This window comes from Plantactinospora sp. ZYX-F-223 (genome assembly GCF_039649625.1).
Lineage (GTDB): Bacteria > Actinomycetota > Actinomycetes > Mycobacteriales > Micromonosporaceae > Plantactinospora.
In genome coordinates, this window is record NZ_JBDJAV010000044.1 from 46,211 (window position 1) to 66,723 (window position 20,513).

Below are 20,513 nucleotides of genomic sequence, written 5' to 3' on the forward strand. Positions count from 1 at the left end.
GCCTGCCGGCTGGGCGGGGTCAGCGCTCGTCGAACGACCTGCTGGGCGGGGTCAGCGCTCGTCGAACGACTTGAGCGCCTCCAGCAGGGTGTCCCGACTGTTCTTCTCCAGCAGTTCGCTGCTCCACGCCTCCTGCAACGCCAGCCGGCGGCCGTCGTGCAGCACGAGCTCGGCCCTCAGCGGCACCTGCTTGCGGATCGTGGCACCGACAACCTCCTCGAACGGCAGGAACTGGTGCCGACCGGCCAGCTCGGCGACCGGGGCGGAGCTGACCAGTTCACGCAGCCGCTGCGTACCCTTGTCGGCCTTGCCCGGGTTGCCGACGAAGACCAGCCCGCGGTTGAGCATCAGCACGTCGTGGTCGACGCCGTCGACCTTGACGTTGGCGAGCGCGGCGAGCAGCCGGGCGCCGTTCGCGGTGGCCCGGCGCTGCACCACCCGGCCGTGCGCCGGGTCGATGCCGAGCGCGGTCAGCCGGGCGACCGCCTCGGGCAGGGTTTGCGCCGAGACGGCCAACTCGGCGATCTCGGCGAACGAGATCGGCCGGCCGTCCCGCCCGACCAGCTCGGCCGGCCCGGACCACGAGTGCTGCCACCAGGCCGCTTGCGCGCTCACCGCGGCGCTCTGCAACAGCGTCTCCATCGGCTCGGCGAACTTGCGGGCCGCCTCCCGGCGGGTGGCGTCCGGGAAGAACTGCTCGGCGAACTCACCGAGCCTGCCCGCCTGCACGACCTGGAACAGCACCGGCAGCCCGGGCTCGGGCGCCCCGGTGAACCGGCCGAGCGCCCGGAAGACGGCGTCGGTCTGCCGCTGCACGCCCGCCGCGACCATCGCGTGGGTGAACTGCGGCCAGGGCAGCACCTTGCGGTCGCCGACCTCGACCGTCCGGTCCTGTAGCCGACGGCCGAGCGCGACGATGTCCGGGAGAAGCGCGTACCCGGGCCGGTTGTCGGCCGGCCGGGGTACGTCGGGGGCGGTGGCGATCGCCGAGATCCGCTCCGGGATCGGCGGGTGGGTGTCCCAGCGCGACCCGGCGGCGTCCGGCTCGTTGCCGCGCAGCTTCGCCAGTTCGGCCTGGCGGGCGGCGATCAGGGCGTAGAAGCCGCCGAAGAGGTCGTCCGGGACGAACCCGGCCTCCCAGCCGGGGTGGACGTACCGCTGGAAGTAAAAGCCCCAGGCGGCGTCGAGTACCGGCAGTTCACGCAGCGCGGACGCGGCGGCGGCCCGGCCGGCGACCTGCACGGATGCCTGGTCCGCCTCCAGCTCCTGCCGTCGCGAGGCGGCGTTGTCGACCAGCAGGTAGAGCCGGGCATAGCCCCTGAACACCCAGCCGACCGGGTTGCGGGGGCCGATCCGGCTGATGGTGCCGCCGAGGGCCAACCGACCCCGGTACGCCACCGCGCCGAGCCGGGTGTGCCGGCCCGAGTAGTGCCCCAGCTCGTGGGCGAGTATCGAGCGGATCTGGTCGACGCTCATCGCCTGGAGCAGCGGCAGTCCGATGTAGAGGATGCGCCGGCCGCTGACCAGGCCGAGCAGTTTGGCGTCCTCGGTCACCGCGGCGTTGACCTCGGGCAGCAGCCGGATCTCGTCCGGCACCCGGGTGCCGACCACGCCCGCCAGCTCGTGCACCGTACGCCACAGCTCCGGGGCCTGGTCGGGGCCGACCGGTTGCCCTTCCGGCGGCTCCGGCCGGGCTCGGATGGCCTTCCAGAGCGCGACCGAGACCGCGCCGACCGTGGCCACAAAGAGCGGAAACACGATCTTCAGTGCGATCGCGCCGTTGAGTACCGTGCTGAGCCAGATGGCCAGGGCCACCGCGCCGCCCAACTGGACGAGCGCGACGACGTAGAACCCGGCGAGCATCACCACCGACGCCAGCGCGCGGAAAGTGGCGACCACGATTTGTCCTCCCCCGTCAGGTGCCTCCGCCCACCCTCTGGTGCGGAGCGGCGGACGGACAGTACGACGAGGCACCGACACCGGCAACCCCGTTGCGCCTCCGCCGTGCGGTACCGGCCGGTCAGGACCGGCCGGCGAGTTCCCGCGCCGGCGCCGGCCGCTGACTAACCTGGTCACCCATGACCGAGCGGACCGAGGAGACGGCATGACCGGGCGCGACCCCCTCGCCGACCTGCGTCGGATCGCCTTCCTGCTGGAACGGGCGAACGAGGCCAGCTTCCGGGTCAAGGCGTTCCGGTCGGCGGCCAAGACCCTGGCCGAGCTGCCCGCCGAGGAGCTGGCGACCCGGGCCGAGGCCGGCACCCTGACCGAACTCTCCGGTGTCGGCGACGTGACCGCGCGGACCGTCACCGAGTCGCTGCGCGGCGAGGAACCGGTCTATCTGCGCCGGTTGCTGGCCACCGAGGGGCTCGACCTGGACGAGGAGGCAAGCGCGCTGCTGGCGGCGCTGCGCGGCGACTGCCACACCCACTCCGACTGGTCGGACGGGGGTTCGCCGATCGAGGAGATGGCGCTCGCCGCCGTCGAGCTGGGGCACGAATACCTGGTACTGACCGACCACTCGCCCCGGCTGACCGTGGCCCGAGGGCTGACCGCCGCCCGGCTGCGCAGACAGCTCGACTACGTCGCCGCGGTCAACGACGCGCTGCCGGAGGGCTTCCGGATCCTCACCGGCATCGAGGTCGACATCCTCGACGACGGCTCGCTGGACCAGGACGAGGAGTTGCTGGCCCGGCTGGACGTGGTGGTCGGCTCGGTGCACAGCAACCTGCGGGACCCGAAGGCCCGGATGACCAGGCGGATGCTGGCGGCGATCGCCAACCCGCACCTGGACATCCTCGGGCACTGCACGGGGCGGATGGTCGCCGCCCGGCCCCCCGGGGTGACCGGTCCCGGCGATCGGGGGCACCGGGCCCGTACCCGGCCGCCGAGCGACTTCGACGCCGACGCCGTCTTCGCCGCCTGCGCCGAGTACGACAAGGCCGTCGAGATCAACTCTCGCCCGGAGCGGCAGGACCCGCCGAAGCGGCTGATCCGGCTGGCCGTGGAGGCGGGCTGCCGGTTCGCCATCGACACCGACGCGCACGCACCGGGTCAGCTCGACTGGCAGCGGTTCGGCTGTGAGCGGGCCGCCCGGTGCGGCGTACCGGCGGAGCGGGTCGTCAACACCTGGTCCGCCGACGCGCTGCTCGACTGGACCGGCTCACACCCGGGCTGACGGGGTCAGCTCCGGCGGCATGCCGGCCGGTACGGCGGGGCGGCGCCGCCGGCCGAACAGCCCCTGCGAGACCGCCACCCCGGCCAGCACGATCGCCGCACCGACCGGCTGGTACCAGGCCAGGTGCTCACCGAGCGCGAGCACCCCGATCAGCACCGCGAAGACCGGGATCACGTAGGTAACCGTCGATGCCGTGCTCGCGCCGGCCACCCGGATGTTGCGCAGGTTGATCACGAAGGCCAGGCCGGTGCCGAGCGCGCCCAGTGCCAGCACGCTGGCGATCACCTCGCCGGAGAGGCTGGTCGGTGCCGGCGGGGCACCGGCGATCAGCGGCGCGGCGATCGCGAGTTGCGCCGTCGCCATCAGCAACTGCGCGGCCGAGAGCGACAGGCCGGACTCGGTCCGATCCGCGACGAACCGCTTCTGGTACGGGATGGCCACGCCGTAACAGGCCGCCGCCGCGAAACAGAGCAGTTGGCCGGTGAACTGGGCACCGCCGAGGCCCTGCCAGACGCCCAGCACCACCAGCACCCCGACGAAGCCCAGCCCGAGCCCCACCCCCCGGCGTACGGTCATCCGCTCGGTCCGGAACACCAGCACCGCCAGCGGCAGCACCACCAGTGGGGTGGTCGCGTTCCAGATGCCGGCGAGCATCGAGGAGACCCGCTGCTCGCCGTAGCCGAAGAGGGTGAACGGCAGGGCGACCCCGATCGCCGAGTAGAGCGCGGTGTGCAGCCACAGCACCGGATCCCGGGGAAGCCGGTCGCGGAGCACCGCCAGCACGACCAGCAGGGTGATCGCGCCCGCGCCGACCCGGCCGAGAGTGACGTAGACCGGGTGCATCTCCCGAATGCCGACCTTGATGAAGAGGAAGCTCGACCCCCAGATCGCGCCGAGGGCGAAGAAGCCCGGCAACCACGACTTGAGGGCGGACTTGTCAGGAGTGGCAGCGGCAGTCACCCCTGACACTTTGCAGCAGGGGGCCGACAAAATCTCGCGAGTTTCACCACGTGGTGGTGTAGCACACACCCCTCAGCCGCCCGGATCGGCACCGTCGGCGAGGGGTGGAGGAGGTGCGGCGACCGGTGACCGGTGCCGGGGTATCGCGGATGAGTGGAGCCGGGTCCATCACGTAGGGTCGTGGCGTGGGACGAATCAACGAGTTGGCTGATCGCTATGTCGACGAGTGGGCCCGGCTCAATCCGATCGGCGCGACCTTCGTCGGCATCGGGGGGTACGACGACCAGCTCGGTGACCTCTCGCCGGAGGGCTTCGCGGCGCAGGCCGAGCTGACCCGGCGTACGCTCACCGCCCTCGACGCCACCGAGCCGGACTCCGAGGCGGAGCGGACCGCCAAGGAGGCGATGCAGGAGCGGCTCGGCCTGGAACTCGCCCGGTACGACGCGGGCGAGACGGCCAGCGAACTGAACGTCATCGCCAGCGGACTGCACGAACTCCGGCAGGTCTTCGACCTGATGCCGACCGAGGGCGCCGAGGCGGTCGGCAACATCGCCGCCCGGCTGGGCCAGTTCGCCGGGGCGCTCGACGCGTACAAGACGACCCTGCGTACCGCCGCCGGGGCTGGGCACGTCAGCTCCCGGGCGCAGATCGTCGAGGTCGCCAAGCAGTGTGACATCTGGACCGACCCGGACGGCGACAACTTCTTCCATTCCCTGGTCGAGCGGCTCCCCGCCGCCCCGGCGCTCGCCGCCGAGCTGCGCCGGGGCGCGGCCGCGGCCACCGCCGCCACGGCCGAGTTCGGGCACTTCCTGCGGGACGAACTCGCCCCGCTGGGCCGGGCCAAGCAGGCCGCCGGCCGGGACCGGTACGAACTCGCCTCGCAGTACTTCCTCGGCGCCCGCGTCGACCTGGCGGAGACGTACGCCTGGGGGTTCGAGGAGCTGGCCCGGTTGGAGGCCGAGATGCGCGCGGTGGCCGCGCAGATCGCCGGCCCGGGCGCCAGCATCGACGCGGCGGTGACCGCGCTGGACGCCGACCCGGCCCGGCGGATCCAGGGCAAGGAGGCGTTCCGGGACTGGATGCAGGCGCTGGCCGACAAGGCGATCGCCGAACTGCACGGCACCCACTTCGACATTCCCGAGCAGGTCCGCCGGATCGAGTGCTGCCTCGCGCCGACCAGCGACGGCGGGATCTACTACACCGGCCCGAGCGAGGACTTCTCGCGGCCGGGCCGGATGTGGTGGGCGGTGCCGCAGGGCATCACCGAGTTCTCCACCTGGCGCGAGGTGACCACGGTCTTCCACGAGGGCGTGCCCGGGCACCACCTCCAGGTGGCGCAGACGCAGGTCCGCGCCGACCTGCTCAACCGGTGGCAGCGGCTGCTCTGCTGGACCTCCGGGCACGGCGAGGGCTGGGCGCTGTACGCGGAACGCCTGATGGACGAGCTCGGCTACCTCGCCGACCCGGGCGACAAGCTGGGCATGCTCGACGGGCAGGCGTTCCGGGCCGCCCGGGTGATCGTCGACATCGGGATGCACCTGGAGCTGGAGATTCCTCGGGACAACCCGTTCGGTTTCCGTCCCGGCGAGCGCTGGACCCCGGAGCTGGGCTGGGAGTTCATGCGGGCACACTGCCGGGTACCGGACGAGAACCTGCGCTTCGAGCTGAACCGCTACCTGGGGTGGCCGGGGCAGGCCCCGTCGTACAAGGTCGGTGAGCGGATCTGGTTGCAGGCGCGGGCGGACGCCCAGGCCCGCAAGGGCGCCGACTTCGACCTCAAGGAGTTCCACCGGGCCGCGCTCGACCTCGGCTCGCTCGGGCTCGACCCGCTCCAGGCCGCCCTCGCCAGACTCTGACTCGTCGAGATGGCCTGAGACGATTCGCGCACTACACATCTCCGGTACGCCGATTCAGCGGGCCAGGCGCCGGCCCGCACTGGCCCGCTGAGGATCGGGGACGAGAGCACGCTCGTTACTCTGCGCGCATGGCTTCGAGTACGTCGGTGCGGGCGGCTCGGCGGGCCGGCCACTGCGCGGCGACGACACCGGCGACTCCCATGGCCGCGAAGGCGCCCACTGCCAGGCTGAGTGGGATGGCGGCGTCGGTGACCGGGCGGGCGAGAACGGCGTGCTGGACCATCGCGCCGAGCAGTATTCCGACGGTGATGCCGAGTACGCCACCGACGGTGGCGATCAGCATCGACTCGACGGTGATCATCGCGCGTACCTGGCGCCGGTGCATGCCGATGGCGCGTAGCAGGCCGACCTCGCCGGTGCGTTCCAGGACGGACAGCGCCAGGGTGTTGATGATCCCGAGAACGGCGATGACCAGTGCCAGGGCCAGCAGGGTGGTGGCGATCCGGATGAGGATGGCGAAGGCGCCGGCTTCTTCGGCGGCGTACTGCGCCGGCGTGTAGAGGCGTACGTCCGGGCGGTCGGCGAGCGCGGCTTCCAGCCCGGAGCGCAACTCCGACCCGTTGTCGTCCGCGCCGATGACCACGGTGTCGCCGTTGCCGGGTCGGAAGTGCCGTTCGGCGAAGTCGTCGGAGACGAGTAGCCCGTCGCCGAGTAGGGCGGCATCGGCGTAGAGGCCGGTGATGGCGACCTTCACCCGTTGACCGTTGAGGGTCAGGTCGACCGAGTCACCCACCGACCAATCGCGCTCCGCGGCCAGGGACTCGTGGGCGAGAGCGCCGGTGGCCAGGCCGTCGGGCGTACCGGTGGCCAGCTCCAGGTCGAGCAGCGAGCCGAGGGCGGCCGGGTTGACCGCGGTCAGGGGGAAGCCCTCCTCACCGGTGCCGGCTGTCTCGCGGCGTATCGGGGCGGCCGAGGTGACGCCGGCCACGGCTCGGACCCGGGCCAGCGTGGCCTCGCTGATCTGCCCGCCGCCGATGTTGGCCGCCAGGAAGGGTGCCCGGACGGTCCGTTCGACGACGGTCCGGTCCGCCTCCGTGGCGCTGGCGGCGAACACGGCGATGCCGGTGGCCAGCGCCACGCCGACCATCAGCGCAGAGACGGTCGCCGCGGTCCGGCGGGGGTTGCGCATCACGTTCTCGACGGCGAGCCGCGGCAGCAGCCGGTGCCTGATCGGTGCCGCGACCAGACGCAGTATCACCCGGGCCAGCCCCGCGGCGAGCAGCACGACGGCGATGAGCATGGTGAAGGCGCCGACGACTCCGGCCACGGTGAACGGCGGCCTGTTTCCGAGCAGGCCGAGCAGGCAGAAGAGCGTGCCGATGCTGGCGAGGCCCAGCCCGAGGATGGTGCGTACCCGCATGGCCTTGGGGACGAGGACGATGTCGCCGTGCAGAGCCGTGACGGGTGGCACGGCGGCGGCCCGGCGGGCGGGCAGCCACGCCGCGAGGACCGTGACCAGGACGCCGACGGCGAGGCTCGACAGTACGGCCCGGGGCGTGACGTGGAGGGTGTTCCCGAGGACGGGATCCCGCCCCGCGGCAAAGTCGATCATGGGTAGGGCGAGGCCAACGCCCACCAGCATGCCCACCGCGGTGGCGAGCACGCCGATCCCGGCCGCCTCGACCAGCACCAACATCGTGATCTGGCGGCGGGTGGCACCGATCGCCCGGAGCATGCCGAACTCGCGGGCACGCCGCCCGACCAGCATGGCGAACGTGTTGGCGATCAGGGTCGCCCCGATCAGCAGGGCGACCAGGGTGAAGGAGAGCAGGATCTGGGCGGTGGTGCCCGCGTCACTCTCCTCCTGCTGGCGCGACTGCTCGGCGAGGAGAGCACCGTCGTGCGCCACGAGCCCGGCGGGCAGTGTGGCGGCGACGGCGTCCCGGAGCTGGCGGGTGGAGACACCGGGTGCCGCGGTGAGTTCCACCGAGGTGAACGTGTTCGGTTGCTGGAGGACCCGTTGCGCGGTGGTGGTGTCGAACGCGAGGGCGGGTGCGCGGCCGGGACCGTCCCGGAGGGCGGGCTGGTAGAGATAGATCCCCACCACGGTGACCTCTTCGGCACCGGACCCGTGCAGTGCGGTGGTCCGGGTTCCGGGAGTCAGCTCACCGTTGCGGGCGGCGACCTGCTCGACCGCGATCTCGCCCGGCCCGGCCGGCGCGCGTCCCTCCACCAGCCGCAGTCGGGGGGTCTCGCTCCAGTTCGTACCGATGAGATCGTTGGCGAACCCGGCCGGCCGGACGACCTTGCCGTCCTGGCCGACCACGGCCGCGTACCCGTCGACGATGCCGTCGGTCGCGGCAACTCCGGGAATGGCCGCCAAGCGGGGAAGCTGCGCCGCCGGCAGCAGGGTCGGGCGGGCGTCGTACTCGACTTCCTCGCCTCCGGGGGAGGGCGCCACCAGCACCGCCACATCGGTGCGGATGGCACGGGCGCCGGCCCCGATGCTGTCGGCGAAGAAGAGGGTGCCGGACGCGAACGCGACACCGAGCACGACCGTGATGAACGTCAGCACCAGCCGCCCACGCTGGGCCAGCAGATTGCGTACTCCGATCAGCCACATGGTCAGGACCGTCCCTGGTCGAGCGCGGCGAGTCGGTGCAGCACCTGCTCGACGGTGGATGTGGGCAGGTGGTCACGCAGCCGACCGTCGGCGAGGAACAGGACCTCGTCGGCGCGGGCCGCAGCGGCGGGGTCGTGGGTCACCATCACCACCGTCTGGCGATCCTCGTCGACGAAATGGCGTATCAGACCCAGCAGGTCGGCACCGGTACGGGAGTCGAGGTTGCCGGTCGGCTCGTCGGCGAACACCACCCGGGGCCGGGTCACCAGTGCCCGGGCGAGCGCCACCCGCTGCTGCTGTCCGCCGGACAACTCCGCCGGGCGGTGCCGTAGCCGCTGGGACAGCCCGAGTGCGTTCACCAGCGACCTGAGCAGACCCCGATCGGGACGTCGCCCGGCAATGGCCAGCGGCAGGGTGATGTTCTCGACGGCGGTGAGCGTCGGCACCAGGTTGAAGGACTGGAACACGAACCCGATCTCGCGGCGACGCAACTCGGTCAGCGCCGAGTCGGAGAGGCTCTCCAACGCGGTGTCGCCGAGGTACACGGAGCCCTGTGACGGCCGATCGAGCCCCGCGAGGCAATGCAGCAGGGTCGACTTGCCCGATCCCGACGGCCCCATGATGGCGGTGAACCGGCCGGCCGGGATTCGTACGTCGACGTTGTCGAGCGCCACGACCTGCCCCGAACCGCTGCCGTAGACCTTGCTCAGCCCGACCGCCCGGGCGGCGCCCGGTAGGCCCGCCGCTCCGGGAGCCGGCCGGCTCTGCACAGGGACGACCTGATCCATCATCGTCTGCCTCTCGTCCTCACCACTGGGTGACCGTGGTGTCCCGCGCCCGGGTCCGACGCGTGGCCATCGCCATCGGTCCCCTCAAACGCGTTGCTTTGCGTGCGCAAGCCTTCGTTGGCACTGCAAATTGAGATTTGCACACCTCCTTCGCGGGCGTCAACTCACCCGGCCGTTTGACGACCCACCCGAGATACGCCATGATGCGTTGGCATATGCCAAGCAGAGTTCCAGGTGACGGCGAGCTCACCGGCGACGAGCTGCTGAAACTGCTCGCAACACTGGCGAATCCCCACCGGATGAGGATCATCGCTGCCCTGGTCGGTGGCCGGTTCTACGTGAGCGAACTGGCCCGGGAGCTCGGCATCAGCCGCCCGCTCCTACAGGCACACCTGCGGCGCATGCAAGCAGTCGGGCTGGTGTCGGCCACCGTCGAGCTCGATGCCGACGGGAGGGCCATGAAGTACTACGAACTGAGCCCCTTCGTGATCCGTCTCGATGCGCGCATCCTGGCAGCGGCCGTCGGCACGCTCACGCTGCCGGCCCGAGACGCAACCGAACCCGAGCAGGAGAAGCCGGCGCGGAGGCGTCGGACGAAGGAGGGACCTGATGGACTCTGACGCGTGGTCCATGACCCTGGTGCTCGCCATCTTCACGCTGGTGACTGCCGTGGTGGTTGTCGTCATCTGGCAGGTCTTCGCCACCTGGCGCGCCAAGACGGTCCAGAGCCACGAACAGGAGTACCGGAAGCTCGCCCAGACCGTCGCCGCCACGCAGCAGACCATCGCGCAGCACCTCGACGACACCTCCACACAGCTTGCCGACCTACACGACCGGCTCACCGCCGTGGAGCGACTGCTTCGTGAGGTTGACTAGACGCGTCGTCCCCGTGGACCACCCTCCACACGCCCGACCACGCCACCCGATAACCGGGGCTCCCCGGGCAGCGGCCCACCCCGCACCCGGGGGAGCGGGGTGGGCCTGATCGGCTGGTGAGGCCGAGACAGCCGGTCGGCCGTCAGCCTCGCTGTCGGGGGGCTCCGGCGGCTACGCCGCCCGGCCCGGCCGCCACGGCCGGCTCCACGTCGGCGACCGGCTGGGAGAACTGCGCGTGGTAAAGCCGGTGGTACGCGCCCTGCGCGGCCAGCAGTTCGGCGTGGCTGCCCTGCTCGACGATCCGGCCGCTCTCCATCACCAGGATCAGGTCGGCGTCCCGGATGGTCGACAGGCGGTGCGCGATCACGAAGCTGGTCCGGTCCGCCCGCAGCGCCGCCATCGCCCGCTGGAGCAGCACCTCGGTACGGGTGTCCACCGAACTCGTCGCCTCGTCCAGGATCAGCAGCGACGGGTCGGCCAGGAACGCCCGGGCGATGGTGATGAGCTGCTTCTCGCCCGCGCTGACGTTGTTGCCCTCCTCGTCGATGACCGTGTCGTAGCCGTCCGGCAGGCTGCGGACGAACCGGTCGACGAAGGTCGCCCGAGCCGCCGCGAGGATCTCCTCCTCGGTCGCCTCCGGGTTGCCGTACGCGATGTTGTCCCGGATCGTCCCGCCGAACAGCCAGGTGTCCTGGAGCACCATGCCGATCTCGCCGCGCAGGGTGTCCCGGCGCAGTTCGGTGAGGTCGACCCCGTCCAGGGTGATCCGTCCGGCGTCCAGCTCGTAGAAGCGCATCACCAGGTTGACCAGGGTGGTCTTGCCGGCCCCGGTCGGCCCGACGATCGCCACCGTGTGACCCGGCTCGGCGACCAGCGACAGGTCGTCGATCAGCGGCTTGTCCGGCTCGTACCGGAAGGAGACGTGCGCGAACTCGACCCGGCCGTGCCGCTGCGTGAGCCGGGCCGGCTCGGCCGGGTCGGGGCTCTGCTCGTCGGCGTCCAGGACGTCGAAGACCCGCTCCGCCGAGGCGACCCCGGACTGGAGCAGGTTCGCCATCGCGGCGACCTGGGTCAGTGGCTGGGTGAACTGCCGGGAGTACTGGATGAACGCCTGTACGTCGCCGAGGGTCATCGCCCCGGACGCGACCCGCAGCCCGCCGATCACCGCGATCAGCACGTAGCTCAGGTTTCCGATGAACATCATCGACGGCATGATGATGCCGGAGACGAACTGGGCGGCGAAGCTGGCCTTGAACAGTTCCTCGTTCTTCGCGCCGAAGGCCGCCTCGACCTCGCGCTGCCGGCCGAAGACCTTCACCAGCTCGTGCCCGGTGAACGCCTCCTCGATCTGGCCGTTCAGCGCGCCGGTGTGCGTCCACTGCGCGATGAACTGCTTCTGCGACCGCTTGGCGATCTGCTTGGTGACCAGTACCGACGCCGGTACCGCGATCAGCGCGACCACGGCCAGCAGCGGCGAGATCCAGAACATCACCCCCAGTACGCCGATCACGGTGAGCAGCGAGGTGAGCAACTGGCTGAGGGTCTGTTGCAGGGTCTGCGAGATGTTGTCGATGTCGTTGGTGACCCGGCTGAGCAGCTCACCCCGGGGCTGGCCGTCGAAGTAGGGCAGCGGCAGCCGGTTGAGCTTCGCCTCCACGTCCGACCGCAACTGCCGGATGGTGCTCTGCACCGCGCCGTTGAGGATGTAGCCCTGGAGCCAGCCGAGCAGGCTGGCGGCGAGGAAGAGCAGTACCGCCAGCAGCAGGATCCGGGCGAGCCGCTCGAAGTCGATGCCGACGCCGGGGATGACGTCCATCTTCAGCAGCAGCTCGGCGAAGCCGTCGTTGCCGGCCGCCCGGGCACCCTCGGCAGCCTGCTCCGCGGTGGTCCCGGCCGGTAGCTGGTTGCCGATCAGTCCGGAGAAGATCACGTCGGTGGCGTACCCGAGAATCTTCGGCCCGGCCACCGACAGCCCGACACTGACGATCGCCAGCAGGATCACCGCGATCAGCGACAGCCGGTGCGGCCGGAGCAGACCCAGCAGCCGCCGGGCCGACGGGCCGAAGTTCATCGACTTCTCGGCCGGCATGCCGGCGGTGGCCCATCCCGGACCGCCCCGGGCGGCGCCGCCGCCCGGCAGCCGGGCCGGTGTGGCCCGGGCCGTCTTCTGGTTCATCGCCCCACCCTGGGTGTTGTGGTCCGCCGGCCGGCCGTCGGCGCCGGCACCCCGCCCGTGCTGCTCGGCGTTCCCGTTCTGCTCGGCGTTCGCGCTCTGCTCGCCGTTCCCGTTCTGCTCGGCACGTCCGGGCTGCTCGCTCCGCTCGGTCATGCCGTCACCTCGACGGTGAGCTGGGACTCGACGATCTCGGCGTAGGTCGGACAGCTCTCCAGGAGTTCGGTGTGCCGGCCGGCGCCGACCACCGCCCCGTCCTCCAGCACGATGATCTGGTCGGCGTCCAGGATCGTGGAGACCCGCTGCGCCACGATCACCACCGCGGCGTCCGCGGTGACCGGCCGCAGCGCGGCCCGCAGCCGGGCGTCGGTGCCGAGGTCGAGTGCGGAGAACGAGTCGTCGAAGAGGTAGATCTCCGGGCGGCGGACCAGGGCTCGGGCGATCGCCAGCCGCTGCCGCTGCCCACCGGAGAGGTTCGTCCCGCCCTGGGCCACCGGAGCGTTCAGCCCCTCCGGCAGCGCCTCGACGAAATCGCGGGCCTGGGCGATCTCCAGGCTGGCCCAGAGTTCCTCGTCGGTCGCGTCCGGTTTCCCGTACCGGAGGTTGCTGGCGACGGTGCCGGAGAAGAGGTACGGCCGCTGCGGCACCAGGCCGATCCGGTCCCAGAGCAGATCGGGATCCAGTTCCCGGACGTCGACCCCGTCGACCAGGACCGCCCCGCCGGTGACGTCGAAGAGCCGGGGTACCAGCCCGAGCAGTGTCGTCTTGCCCGCACCCGTGCTACCGATGATCGCCGTCGTCTGGCCGGCCCGGGCCCGGAACGAGATGTCCCGGAGTACCGGTGCCGCCGCGCCCGGGTACTGGAACCGGACGTTGCGCAGCTCCAGCTCGCCCCGGCCGTGGACCTCGCGGACCGGCTCCGTCGGCAGGACGACGGACGACCCGGTCCGCAGCACCTCCATGATCCGCTCGGCGCAGACCGCCGCCCGGGGCACCATGATCAACATGAAGGTCGCCATCATGACGGACATCAGGATGAACATCAGATAACTCAGGAAGGCGGTCAGTGCCCCGATCTGGATCTGCCCCGACTCGATCCGGTGCGCGCCGAACCACAGCACCGCCACGCTCGACAGGTTGAGCACCAGCATCACGATCGGGAAGATCAGCGCGGTCAGCCGGCCGACCCGCAGCGCGGTGTTGGTCAGATCCTCGTTCGCCGCCTCGAACCGGCGGGTCTCGTACGGCTCCCGGACGAACGCCCGGACCACCCGGATGCCGGTGATCTGCTCCCGGAGTACCCGGTTGACGGTGTCGATCCGGGTCTGCATCAGCCGGAACTGCGGCACCATCCGGCGGATCACCAGACCGATCGCCAGCACCAGCACCGGTACGCAGACCAGCATCAGCCAGGAGAGACCGACGTCCTCGCGCAGCGCCATGATCACACCACCGAACAGGGTGATCGGCGCCGCGACCAGCATCGTGCAGGTCACCACGACCAGCATCTGCACCTGCTGCACGTCGTTGGTGGTGCGGGTGATCAGCGAGGGCGCCCCGAACTGGCCGACCTCCCGGCCGGAAAAGCCCATCACCCGATGGAAGATCGCCCCGCGTACGTCCCGACCGAAGCTCATCGCCGTCCGGGCTCCGAAGTAGACCGCGGCGATCGAGCAGGCGATCTGCGCCAGGGTGACCAGCAGCATCCACCCCCCGGTGCTGACGATGTAGCCGGTGTCACCCCGGGCGATGCCCTTGTCGATGATGTCGGCGTTGAGACTGGGCAGGTAGAGCGAGGCCATGGTGCCGACGAGTTGCAGCAGCACCACGGCGGCGAGCGGTCGGCCGTACGGCCGAAGATAGGTATGCAGTAGTCGGGTCAGCATCGACGACCCCCCGAATCGAGGACGCGGTGACCGGTCATGGCCGGTCCGGTCGGTTGTGGTCAGCATGGTGCCCCGAGCCGGACCCCTCGGCCGGTCGACCGGGCTCGGCCGCTCCACCAGGCTCGGGCGCCTGGTCGGGACGGGCCGGTCGGTCGGGCTCCGCGGGCTCGGGCTGCCGTACGCCGTCGAGCAGCACGGCGGCGATCATCTCGGGACTGAGCGGTTCGTTGTCGGTGATCCGGGGGTGCGAGCCGGCGAAGGTCAGCAGTCGCAGCAGCCGGGCCACCTCGGGTAGCGGATAGCGGAAGCGGTCGGCGTCCGGCTCCAGCACCCGGACGACGGCCTGGTGGATCTCCTCGTTCGGCGGGTGGAGCTTGCCCGTCCCGGTCGGCTGGCCCGTCGAGCCCTCCGGCGGGCCGTGCATGCCGACGGAGTGCAGCAGGTTGAAGATGCTGGTGAGCCGGCGCTGGAGGATCGCGGCCAGCTCGGTGAGCCGCTCCGGCAACGGTGTCGCCAGGTCGAGCGCGGCCAGCTCGTCCAGCAGCGGGGCCGGGTCGAGTGCGGTCTCGACGGCCACCCGGACCAGCCCGTCCTTGTGCGGAAAGACCCGGAAGATGGTGCCCTCGGCCACCCCGGCCGCCTCGGCGATCTGCCGGGTGGTGACCTTGACGCCATGCTCGGTGATCAGGGCCAGGGTCGCCGTGATCAGCGCGGCCCGCCGCTCCTCCGGCGGGAGCGGCCGGGCCCGGCCCGAGGGAGTCTGCGAGTTCACGGCGGCAACACTAATGAGTGAGCGACTCACTCACAAGCGATTTACGCTTCTCCGCCGGGGCGGTGCGCAAGCTCACACGTTCCGGCGACCGGCGGAGACCGGGCCGGCGGTCCGCGGTCGGCGTCCCCACTCGGGACGCCGGGAGCCGGGACTAGAGTTTGGGCGCGTACCGGAGGGGAGTTGTCAGGTGCAACTGGCGGATTTGCGCGGCCGTCGGGTCGCGGTCTGGGGCACCGGCCGGGAGGGCGTCGCGGCGATCAACGCGGTCGCCCCGGTCGGGCCGGCCGAACTGGTCGCGGTGATGGACCGGGAGACGTACGCCGCCAAGCCCTGGACCGGCCCGCTCGCCGAACTGGCTCCACTGCACACCGGCCCCGCCGCGCTGGACGTCCTGCTCCGCTCGGACGTGGTCGTCCGGTCCCCGGTGATCGGCGAGACCCACCCCTGGGTGGTACGCCTGCGCGAGCACGGCGTCCCGATCACCAGCGGCACGGCGCTGTGGATGGCCGAGCACGCGGCCAGCACGATCGGGGTCACCGGCAGCAAGGGCAAGAGCACCACCACCAACCTGATCAGCCACCTGCTCACCGCCGTCGACCGCCCCAACGTGATGGGCGGCAACATCGGCGTACCGGTGCTCGACCTGCCGCCCGCGCAGCGGTACGTCCTGGAACTCTCGATGTACCAGTGCGCCGACCTGACCGACTCGCCCGACGTGGCGGTACTCACCTCGCTCGCCCCGGAGCACCTGGACTGGGCCGGCGGGGAGGCGGAGTACTACCGGCACAAGCTGAACCTCGTCGACCACGGACCCCGGTGCGTGGCGTTCAACGCGCACGACGACCGGCTCCGCGCCGAACTCGCGGCCCGGCCCGGGCTGCCGCTGCTCCCCGCCGGCACGGTCGGCACCCCCGCCGACGCCGATGAGCCCACCTTCCACGTGGCCACCGAGCCCGACGGCACCCGCTGGGTACGCCTCGGCGACCAGCAGCTCTTTCCGCGTACCGCGCTGCCACTCGTCGGGCGGCACAACGAGGGAAACCTCTGCGTCGCGCTGACCGCACTGCGGGCGGTCGGCGTCGACTGTGTCGCCGAACGGGACCGGCTCGCCACCGCGCTGGCCACGCTGCCGACCCTGGAGCACCGGCTCACCCCGATCGAGGACCCGTCCGGGATCACCTTCGTGGACGACTCGCTCTCGACGATCCCGCAGTCGGCGATCCACGCCATCGAGGCGTACGCGGGCCGTCCGTTGACCGTGATCGTCGGCGGCGAGGACCGGGGCGTGGACTACGGCCCGCTGCGCGACTTCCTCGCCGAACAGGAGATCGTGGCCACGCTGATCGGCATCCCGGACAGCGGGCCCCGGATCCTCGACGTGGTCAAGGACCTCGCCGGTATCACCACCGTCCTCGCCCACGACCTGCCCGAGGCGGTACGTCTCGGGCGGGAACGCACTCCCGCCGGCGGGGTGGTGCTGATGTCCCCGGCGGCGCCGAGCTATGGACGGTTCGACAACTACGCGCACCGCTCCCGGGTCTTCCGGGAAGCGATCAGCGCGACCCAGGACTAGCGACCCGGGTGGCGACGGGGCCGGCCCCTGGCCCGGACCGGCCTGTCGTTCCAGGTCGTGACGAAGACCGCCCGGCTGCCGTCCGGCGACCAGGCCGCGTCGGTGATGGTCGTCTGCGAGGACTCCAGCGAGCGGCTGTCGGCCGACTGCAGTACGTCGCCGCCGTTGCTCGCGGTGAGGACCGCGTCCTCGGCGGGGTGGCTGGCGTGCACCGGGTCGGCGCCGGCCAGCACGGCTGCGCCGGCCGCGAGCGCCGAGGCGATGGCCAGCGGACGGCGGATTCTGGGTGACTTCAATGCGGCTCCTTGGTGCGGGAACGCGGATCGGGGTGGGCGTTTCGTGACGACACCGTTCGAGGAGGTCTCGCCGGACAACGACCGGAGGGCCTGGCCTGATGGCCAGACCCTCCGTGCCGCGAGTCTTCTCGACTATCCGTCCGGACCGTGCTGGTTACCGGCCTTCCGGCAACTCCGACCGCTCGCGAGCGGCGTCGGCCGCCGCCTTGAACTCCTCGGCGGTACGCGGCTTGACCGTGCTTCCGACCGCCGACTGCCCGGCGGCCCGGGCCTCAGCGCCGGAGATGTCGGTCTTGCCAAGCGTGATGATCGGGTTCGACACCTTGTCGAAGCCGCCGGGGCCGCTGAGCCAGCGCCCGATCGGGTCGAGCTGCGAGTTCGGTACCACGCCGGCACTGCCGAAGACCATCCCGGTGTGCAGCGTCCCACTGTGCTCGTCGAGGAAGTACTCGGTCTCCCAGGTGACCGTCGACGAGTTGCCGTTGGTGAGCAGCAGCGGGCCGTTGAGGGTGCCCATCAGGGCACCGCCGGCCAGCGCGTCCGGCCAGTTCATGCCGGTCGCGACGCCCGCGTGGTAGGTCCCACCGAAGAACGTGTAACCAACCTGGAGGGCGGTGTCGAACCTGTTCTCACCCACGACTTTCACTGGGAAGTACGGCTCGGTCGCATCAAAGCCCTGACGGCCGATGCCGAAGATGAGGGAGGTGGCGGAGACCTCGTCGAGGTAGTCCCGGGTCGGAGCGGTCAGGGTGTAGTCCCTGGTCAGGATCACCACGGCGGACATGTCGGTGCCCGGCACGTTGTACGAGCCGGCCGCCGCACCGGCGGCGAGCGCATCCGGGAAGTTCATCCCGGTCGCGGCGAGTACCAGGTCCGGGGTGGGGTCGATCTCGTCCGCGATCGCGATCGACGTGGTGAACCGGTCCGCGCCGGCGAGCCGCTTCACCTGGTAACCCAACGCCTCGATCTCGTCCCGCACCCCGTCGGAGATCGCCCCGGCGCTGCCCAGCAGGTAGACCGTCTTGCCGGGGGCGAGGATCCGCTGGATCTCGGCCTGGGTGTCGGGGTTGAGCGCGGTCGGCGCGGTCAGCAGCAGCGGTCCCTGCCTCGCGGCGGCCAGCGCCGCACCGCCGAGCGCGTCGGCGAACAGGTCCGACCGGGACAGCACGACGGCCTGAGCCTGCGGGCGGGCGTCCCCGCCGTCGCCCGCGTCCGCCCAGTACGACTGGGAGACGGTGGTCGCGGTCGTGAAGCGGTTCGCGCCCGCGAGCCGGGCCACCTTGTCCCGGCGCTTCGGCTGGTAGGACGGGACACCGGAAAGCCCGCTGACCACGGTCGGCGTCGCCGGGCTACCGGTGGCCGGCACGGTCGCCACCCCGCCGTTCTGGCTGAACGCCAACTCGGTGCCCTCCGGCGACCAGACCGGGTTGTCGTGGTTGAACGCGTTCGAGGTGATCTGGACCTGGCCGGTGCCGTCGATGTTGGCCATCCAGACCTGGTTGTAGGTCCCGTCGGACCGGATGAACGCCAGCTTCTTGCCGTTCGGCGCGATGGCGGGGTTACCGCCGTTGGTGACGACCGTCTGGAACACCCCGCCGTCGTAGACGCCGACGTCGGGCTGCCCGGTCGGGTTGCCGCCGCTGTCGGCGCGGGTCTCGTAGACGAGCAGGTCGCCCGGACCGGTGTCCGGCTTCAGGTAGTGCCGGTCGTCGATCGGCGAGATGGTGCGCGCAGGGAAGCCGCCCGAGGCCTCCTGGAGGTCCAGCCGCCATGGCTGCCCGGACTCCTTGGCCGCCCAGAGCACACCCTGGCCGTTGCCGAAGTAGTTCGGGTCACGGCGCTCGATCTGCGGACCCTCCGGGTCTGGATAGGTCATCCACCAGTGGTTGGCGCCGTCGTTGTAGCGGAGGGTGGAGATGTGGCCGTTGCTGGTGGAGAAGATCGCCCGGCTGCCGTCGGGTGCCCAGGCGGCACCGTTGACGCCGCTCGGCGGCGGAATGTCGCCCCACCACTGACCCCTGAGGGTGAGAGTGGAACCGCCACGGAACTTGATCGTGTCGCTGCCGTCGCTCGCGGTCAGCGTGCTGCCGGTGCCGGGAAGGCTGGCCTGCGCCGGCGCCGAGGCGACGAGGACGGTGGTGGCTCCGATGGCGAGAGTCGAGGCAAACGCCAACGGTCGGGAAAGTGAACGTGGAGGCAAGGGGACTCCTCGCGAAAGAATCAGCGTCGCACTGCCCAGATAGGGATGGTTGACCCCCCGTGGGGCGACGCCCGAGCAACTTTAAGGGTTCCTTTATTCAGGGCGCTGCCCCGTTACGGCTTCGCGTACCAAATCGGTCCGTTAGGCCAGTCACACTCCGACGATCCGACGGTTCGGCGCTGCGAAAACCACCATGTGACACGGTCCGGGCGAGTAATCCGATTTGCCGTCCACACGGGATCGTGCATTGCACCCGTCCGGATGGTGATTACCCGAGCACGCTCAACAGATTGCGTATCGACCGAATCGCGGACCGTATCTCCTGGAGATACCGATCCGGCCCCAACGGCTCCGCCGGGCCGTACCCGGGCAGCCGGTCCGGGTCCAGCCCCACCGTGTCCACCTGGCAGCCGTAGCCGAGGCCGAGCGTACGGATCGCGTCGCAGTGCTGGAACGGCACGTAGATCTGCGAGGTCAGCACCAGTACCCGGTCCCCGGCCGCCGGTCCCCGCTCCGCCGCCCAGAAGTGGTACGTGTCGGAGGTGTGCGCCCGCCGGGTCGCCGGCTCCGTCGACGGCGCGGCCAGTACCCGCACCACCGGCCGGGCGGCCGGGCGGTAGACGGCGACCGACCAGGACCGGTGGTCGATCTCACCCGCCGAGCGCCGCTCCTCGACGGTCCCCGGGCAGCCGAACGCGGCCCGGATGCCCAGGCCCATCGCGTCCACCTCGTAGCCGCCGTCCAGCCGCACGCGGTGCTGGTCCGCGGGGAGGTGCAGCCGTTCGAGTTCGGCGGGGCGGAGTGGGCGGAAGCTGCCCAGCGCGGCGATCTCACCGACCTCGACCGCCCCGGTGTCGACCAGCCGGGCGGCGTAGGCGGTCCGTTGCAGGCAGGACCGGGCCAGCCCGCCCAGCACCAGCAGGTGGTCGTACCGCCGGGCGGGCACGGGCCGCGAGCCGGCCAGGCCGAGCGCCTCGGCGGCCGACCGGACCAGGCCGGCGACGGCGGGGTCGAGAGCGGTCTCGACCACCTCGTCCCGCTCGGCCGCGCCGTGCCGGCTCCGGAAGTCCCAGTGCCGGGCCGAGAAGTCGTCCAGCCAGCCCAGCAGCCCGGCCGGGGCAAGCCGGTCGGGCAACTCGTCGCCGTAGGCGGCCACCAGGTCCCGCAGCGGCTGGGACCGGGCCCAGCCGGTCAGCCCGGCCACCAGGTCGTCCCGGGACGTCGCGCCGGCACCGGTCGGCAGCGGTACGGGCTGGTACCGGCTCACCCTCGTCCTTTCCCGCCCACGGAGGAACGGCGTCCGCCCGGGGGCACGTCACGACGGTCGACTGC

At 71.4% G+C, this 20,513-nt stretch carries 15 protein-coding genes; 5 read left to right on the forward strand and 10 right to left on the reverse strand.

Going from position 1 to position 20,513, the window contains the following annotated elements; all coding sequences use genetic code 11:
* Nucleotides 1-51: 51 nt before the first annotated feature.
* Complete coding sequence (locus AAH979_RS33615) at nt 52-1,899, reverse strand: M48 family metallopeptidase (protein WP_346262153.1); 1,848 nt, start codon at nt 1,897-1,899, stop codon at nt 52-54.
* Between the two features lie 205 nt (nt 1,900-2,104).
* On the opposite strand from AAH979_RS33615, the gene AAH979_RS33620 reads away from it, so the two are divergent.
* A complete protein-coding gene (locus AAH979_RS33620) occupies nt 2,105-3,178 on the forward strand; it encodes a PHP domain-containing protein (protein WP_346262154.1) in 1,074 nt (357 codons plus the stop codon).
* Here the strand turns inward: AAH979_RS33620 and AAH979_RS33625 are convergent.
* Nucleotides 3,164-4,138 carry a DMT family transporter gene (locus tag AAH979_RS33625; RefSeq protein WP_346262155.1) on the reverse strand — a complete coding sequence of 325 codons (975 nt, stop codon included), beginning with the start codon at nt 4,136-4,138 and terminating at the stop codon, nt 3,164-3,166. The genes AAH979_RS33620 and AAH979_RS33625 overlap by 15 nt on opposite strands.
* Before the next feature lie 185 nt (nt 4,139-4,323).
* On the opposite strand from AAH979_RS33625, the gene AAH979_RS33630 reads away from it, so the two are divergent.
* A complete protein-coding gene (locus tag AAH979_RS33630; protein ID WP_346262156.1) occupies nt 4,324-5,994 on the forward strand; it encodes a DUF885 domain-containing protein in 1,671 nt (556 codons plus the stop codon).
* Nucleotides 5,995-6,109: 115 nt separating this feature from the next.
* On the opposite strand, the gene AAH979_RS33635 is transcribed toward AAH979_RS33630, so the two are convergent.
* Together AAH979_RS33635 and AAH979_RS33640 are read right to left on the reverse strand one after the other, a co-directional pair.
* The gene (locus AAH979_RS33635; protein WP_346262157.1) at nt 6,110-8,617 is read right to left on the reverse strand and encodes an FtsX-like permease family protein; all 2,508 of its coding nucleotides are present in this window, start codon (nt 8,615-8,617) and stop codon (nt 6,110-6,112) included.
* 2 nt (nt 8,618-8,619) lie between these two features.
* Nucleotides 8,620-9,405 (reverse strand): ABC transporter ATP-binding protein, encoded by a 786-nt coding sequence (locus AAH979_RS33640; protein ID WP_346262158.1) that lies wholly within the window; start codon nt 9,403-9,405, stop codon nt 8,620-8,622.
* A 215-nt stretch (nt 9,406-9,620) separates the two neighbouring features.
* Between AAH979_RS33640 and AAH979_RS33645 the strand changes: the two genes are divergently transcribed.
* Both AAH979_RS33645 and AAH979_RS33650 read left to right on the forward strand, forming a co-directional pair.
* Nucleotides 9,621-10,025, forward strand: coding sequence for a helix-turn-helix domain-containing protein (locus AAH979_RS33645; protein ID WP_346262159.1), 405 nt, complete (start codon nt 9,621-9,623; stop codon nt 10,023-10,025).
* Complete coding sequence (locus tag AAH979_RS33650; RefSeq protein ID WP_346262160.1) at nt 10,015-10,281, forward strand: hypothetical protein; 267 nt, start codon at nt 10,015-10,017, stop codon at nt 10,279-10,281. The genes AAH979_RS33645 and AAH979_RS33650 overlap by 11 nt, the downstream gene beginning before the upstream one ends.
* Before the next feature lie 142 nt (nt 10,282-10,423).
* On the opposite strand, the gene AAH979_RS33655 is transcribed toward AAH979_RS33650, so the two are convergent.
* From AAH979_RS33655 to AAH979_RS33665, 3 genes are all read right to left on the reverse strand, one after another.
* Complete coding sequence (locus tag AAH979_RS33655) at nt 10,424-12,370, reverse strand: ABC transporter ATP-binding protein (RefSeq protein ID WP_346262171.1); 1,947 nt, start codon at nt 12,368-12,370, stop codon at nt 10,424-10,426.
* A 236-nt stretch (nt 12,371-12,606) separates the two neighbouring features.
* Complete coding sequence (locus tag AAH979_RS33660) at nt 12,607-14,340, reverse strand: ABC transporter ATP-binding protein (RefSeq protein ID WP_346262161.1); 1,734 nt, start codon at nt 14,338-14,340, stop codon at nt 12,607-12,609.
* A 34-nt stretch (nt 14,341-14,374) separates the two neighbouring features.
* Nucleotides 14,375-15,112, reverse strand: coding sequence for a TetR/AcrR family transcriptional regulator (locus tag AAH979_RS33665; RefSeq protein WP_346262162.1), 738 nt, complete (start codon nt 15,110-15,112; stop codon nt 14,375-14,377).
* Nucleotides 15,113-15,299: 187 nt separating this feature from the next.
* Here AAH979_RS33665 and murD point away from each other — a divergent pair, with 187 nt between their 5' ends.
* The gene (gene murD / locus AAH979_RS33670) at nt 15,300-16,685 is read left to right on the forward strand and encodes a UDP-N-acetylmuramoyl-L-alanine--D-glutamate ligase (protein ID WP_346262163.1); all 1,386 of its coding nucleotides are present in this window, start codon (nt 15,300-15,302) and stop codon (nt 16,683-16,685) included.
* Here murD and AAH979_RS33675 read toward each other — a convergent pair.
* The 3 genes from AAH979_RS33675 to AAH979_RS33685 all read right to left on the reverse strand — a co-directional run bounded on the left by AAH979_RS33675 (nt 16,682) and on the right by AAH979_RS33685 (nt 20,448).
* Entirely contained in the window at nt 16,682-16,981 is a 300-nt protein-coding gene (locus tag AAH979_RS33675; protein WP_346262164.1) for a hypothetical protein, read from the reverse strand. The genes murD and AAH979_RS33675 overlap by 4 nt on opposite strands.
* 154 nt (nt 16,982-17,135) lie before the next feature.
* Nucleotides 17,136-19,154 carry a cell wall-binding repeat-containing protein gene (locus AAH979_RS33680; protein WP_346262165.1) on the reverse strand — a complete coding sequence of 673 codons (2,019 nt, stop codon included), beginning with the start codon at nt 19,152-19,154 and terminating at the stop codon, nt 17,136-17,138.
* 295 nt (nt 19,155-19,449) lie between these two features.
* Entirely contained in the window at nt 19,450-20,448 is a 999-nt protein-coding gene (locus AAH979_RS33685) for a hypothetical protein (protein ID WP_346262166.1), read from the reverse strand.
* Nucleotides 20,449-20,513: the final 65 nt, after the last annotated feature.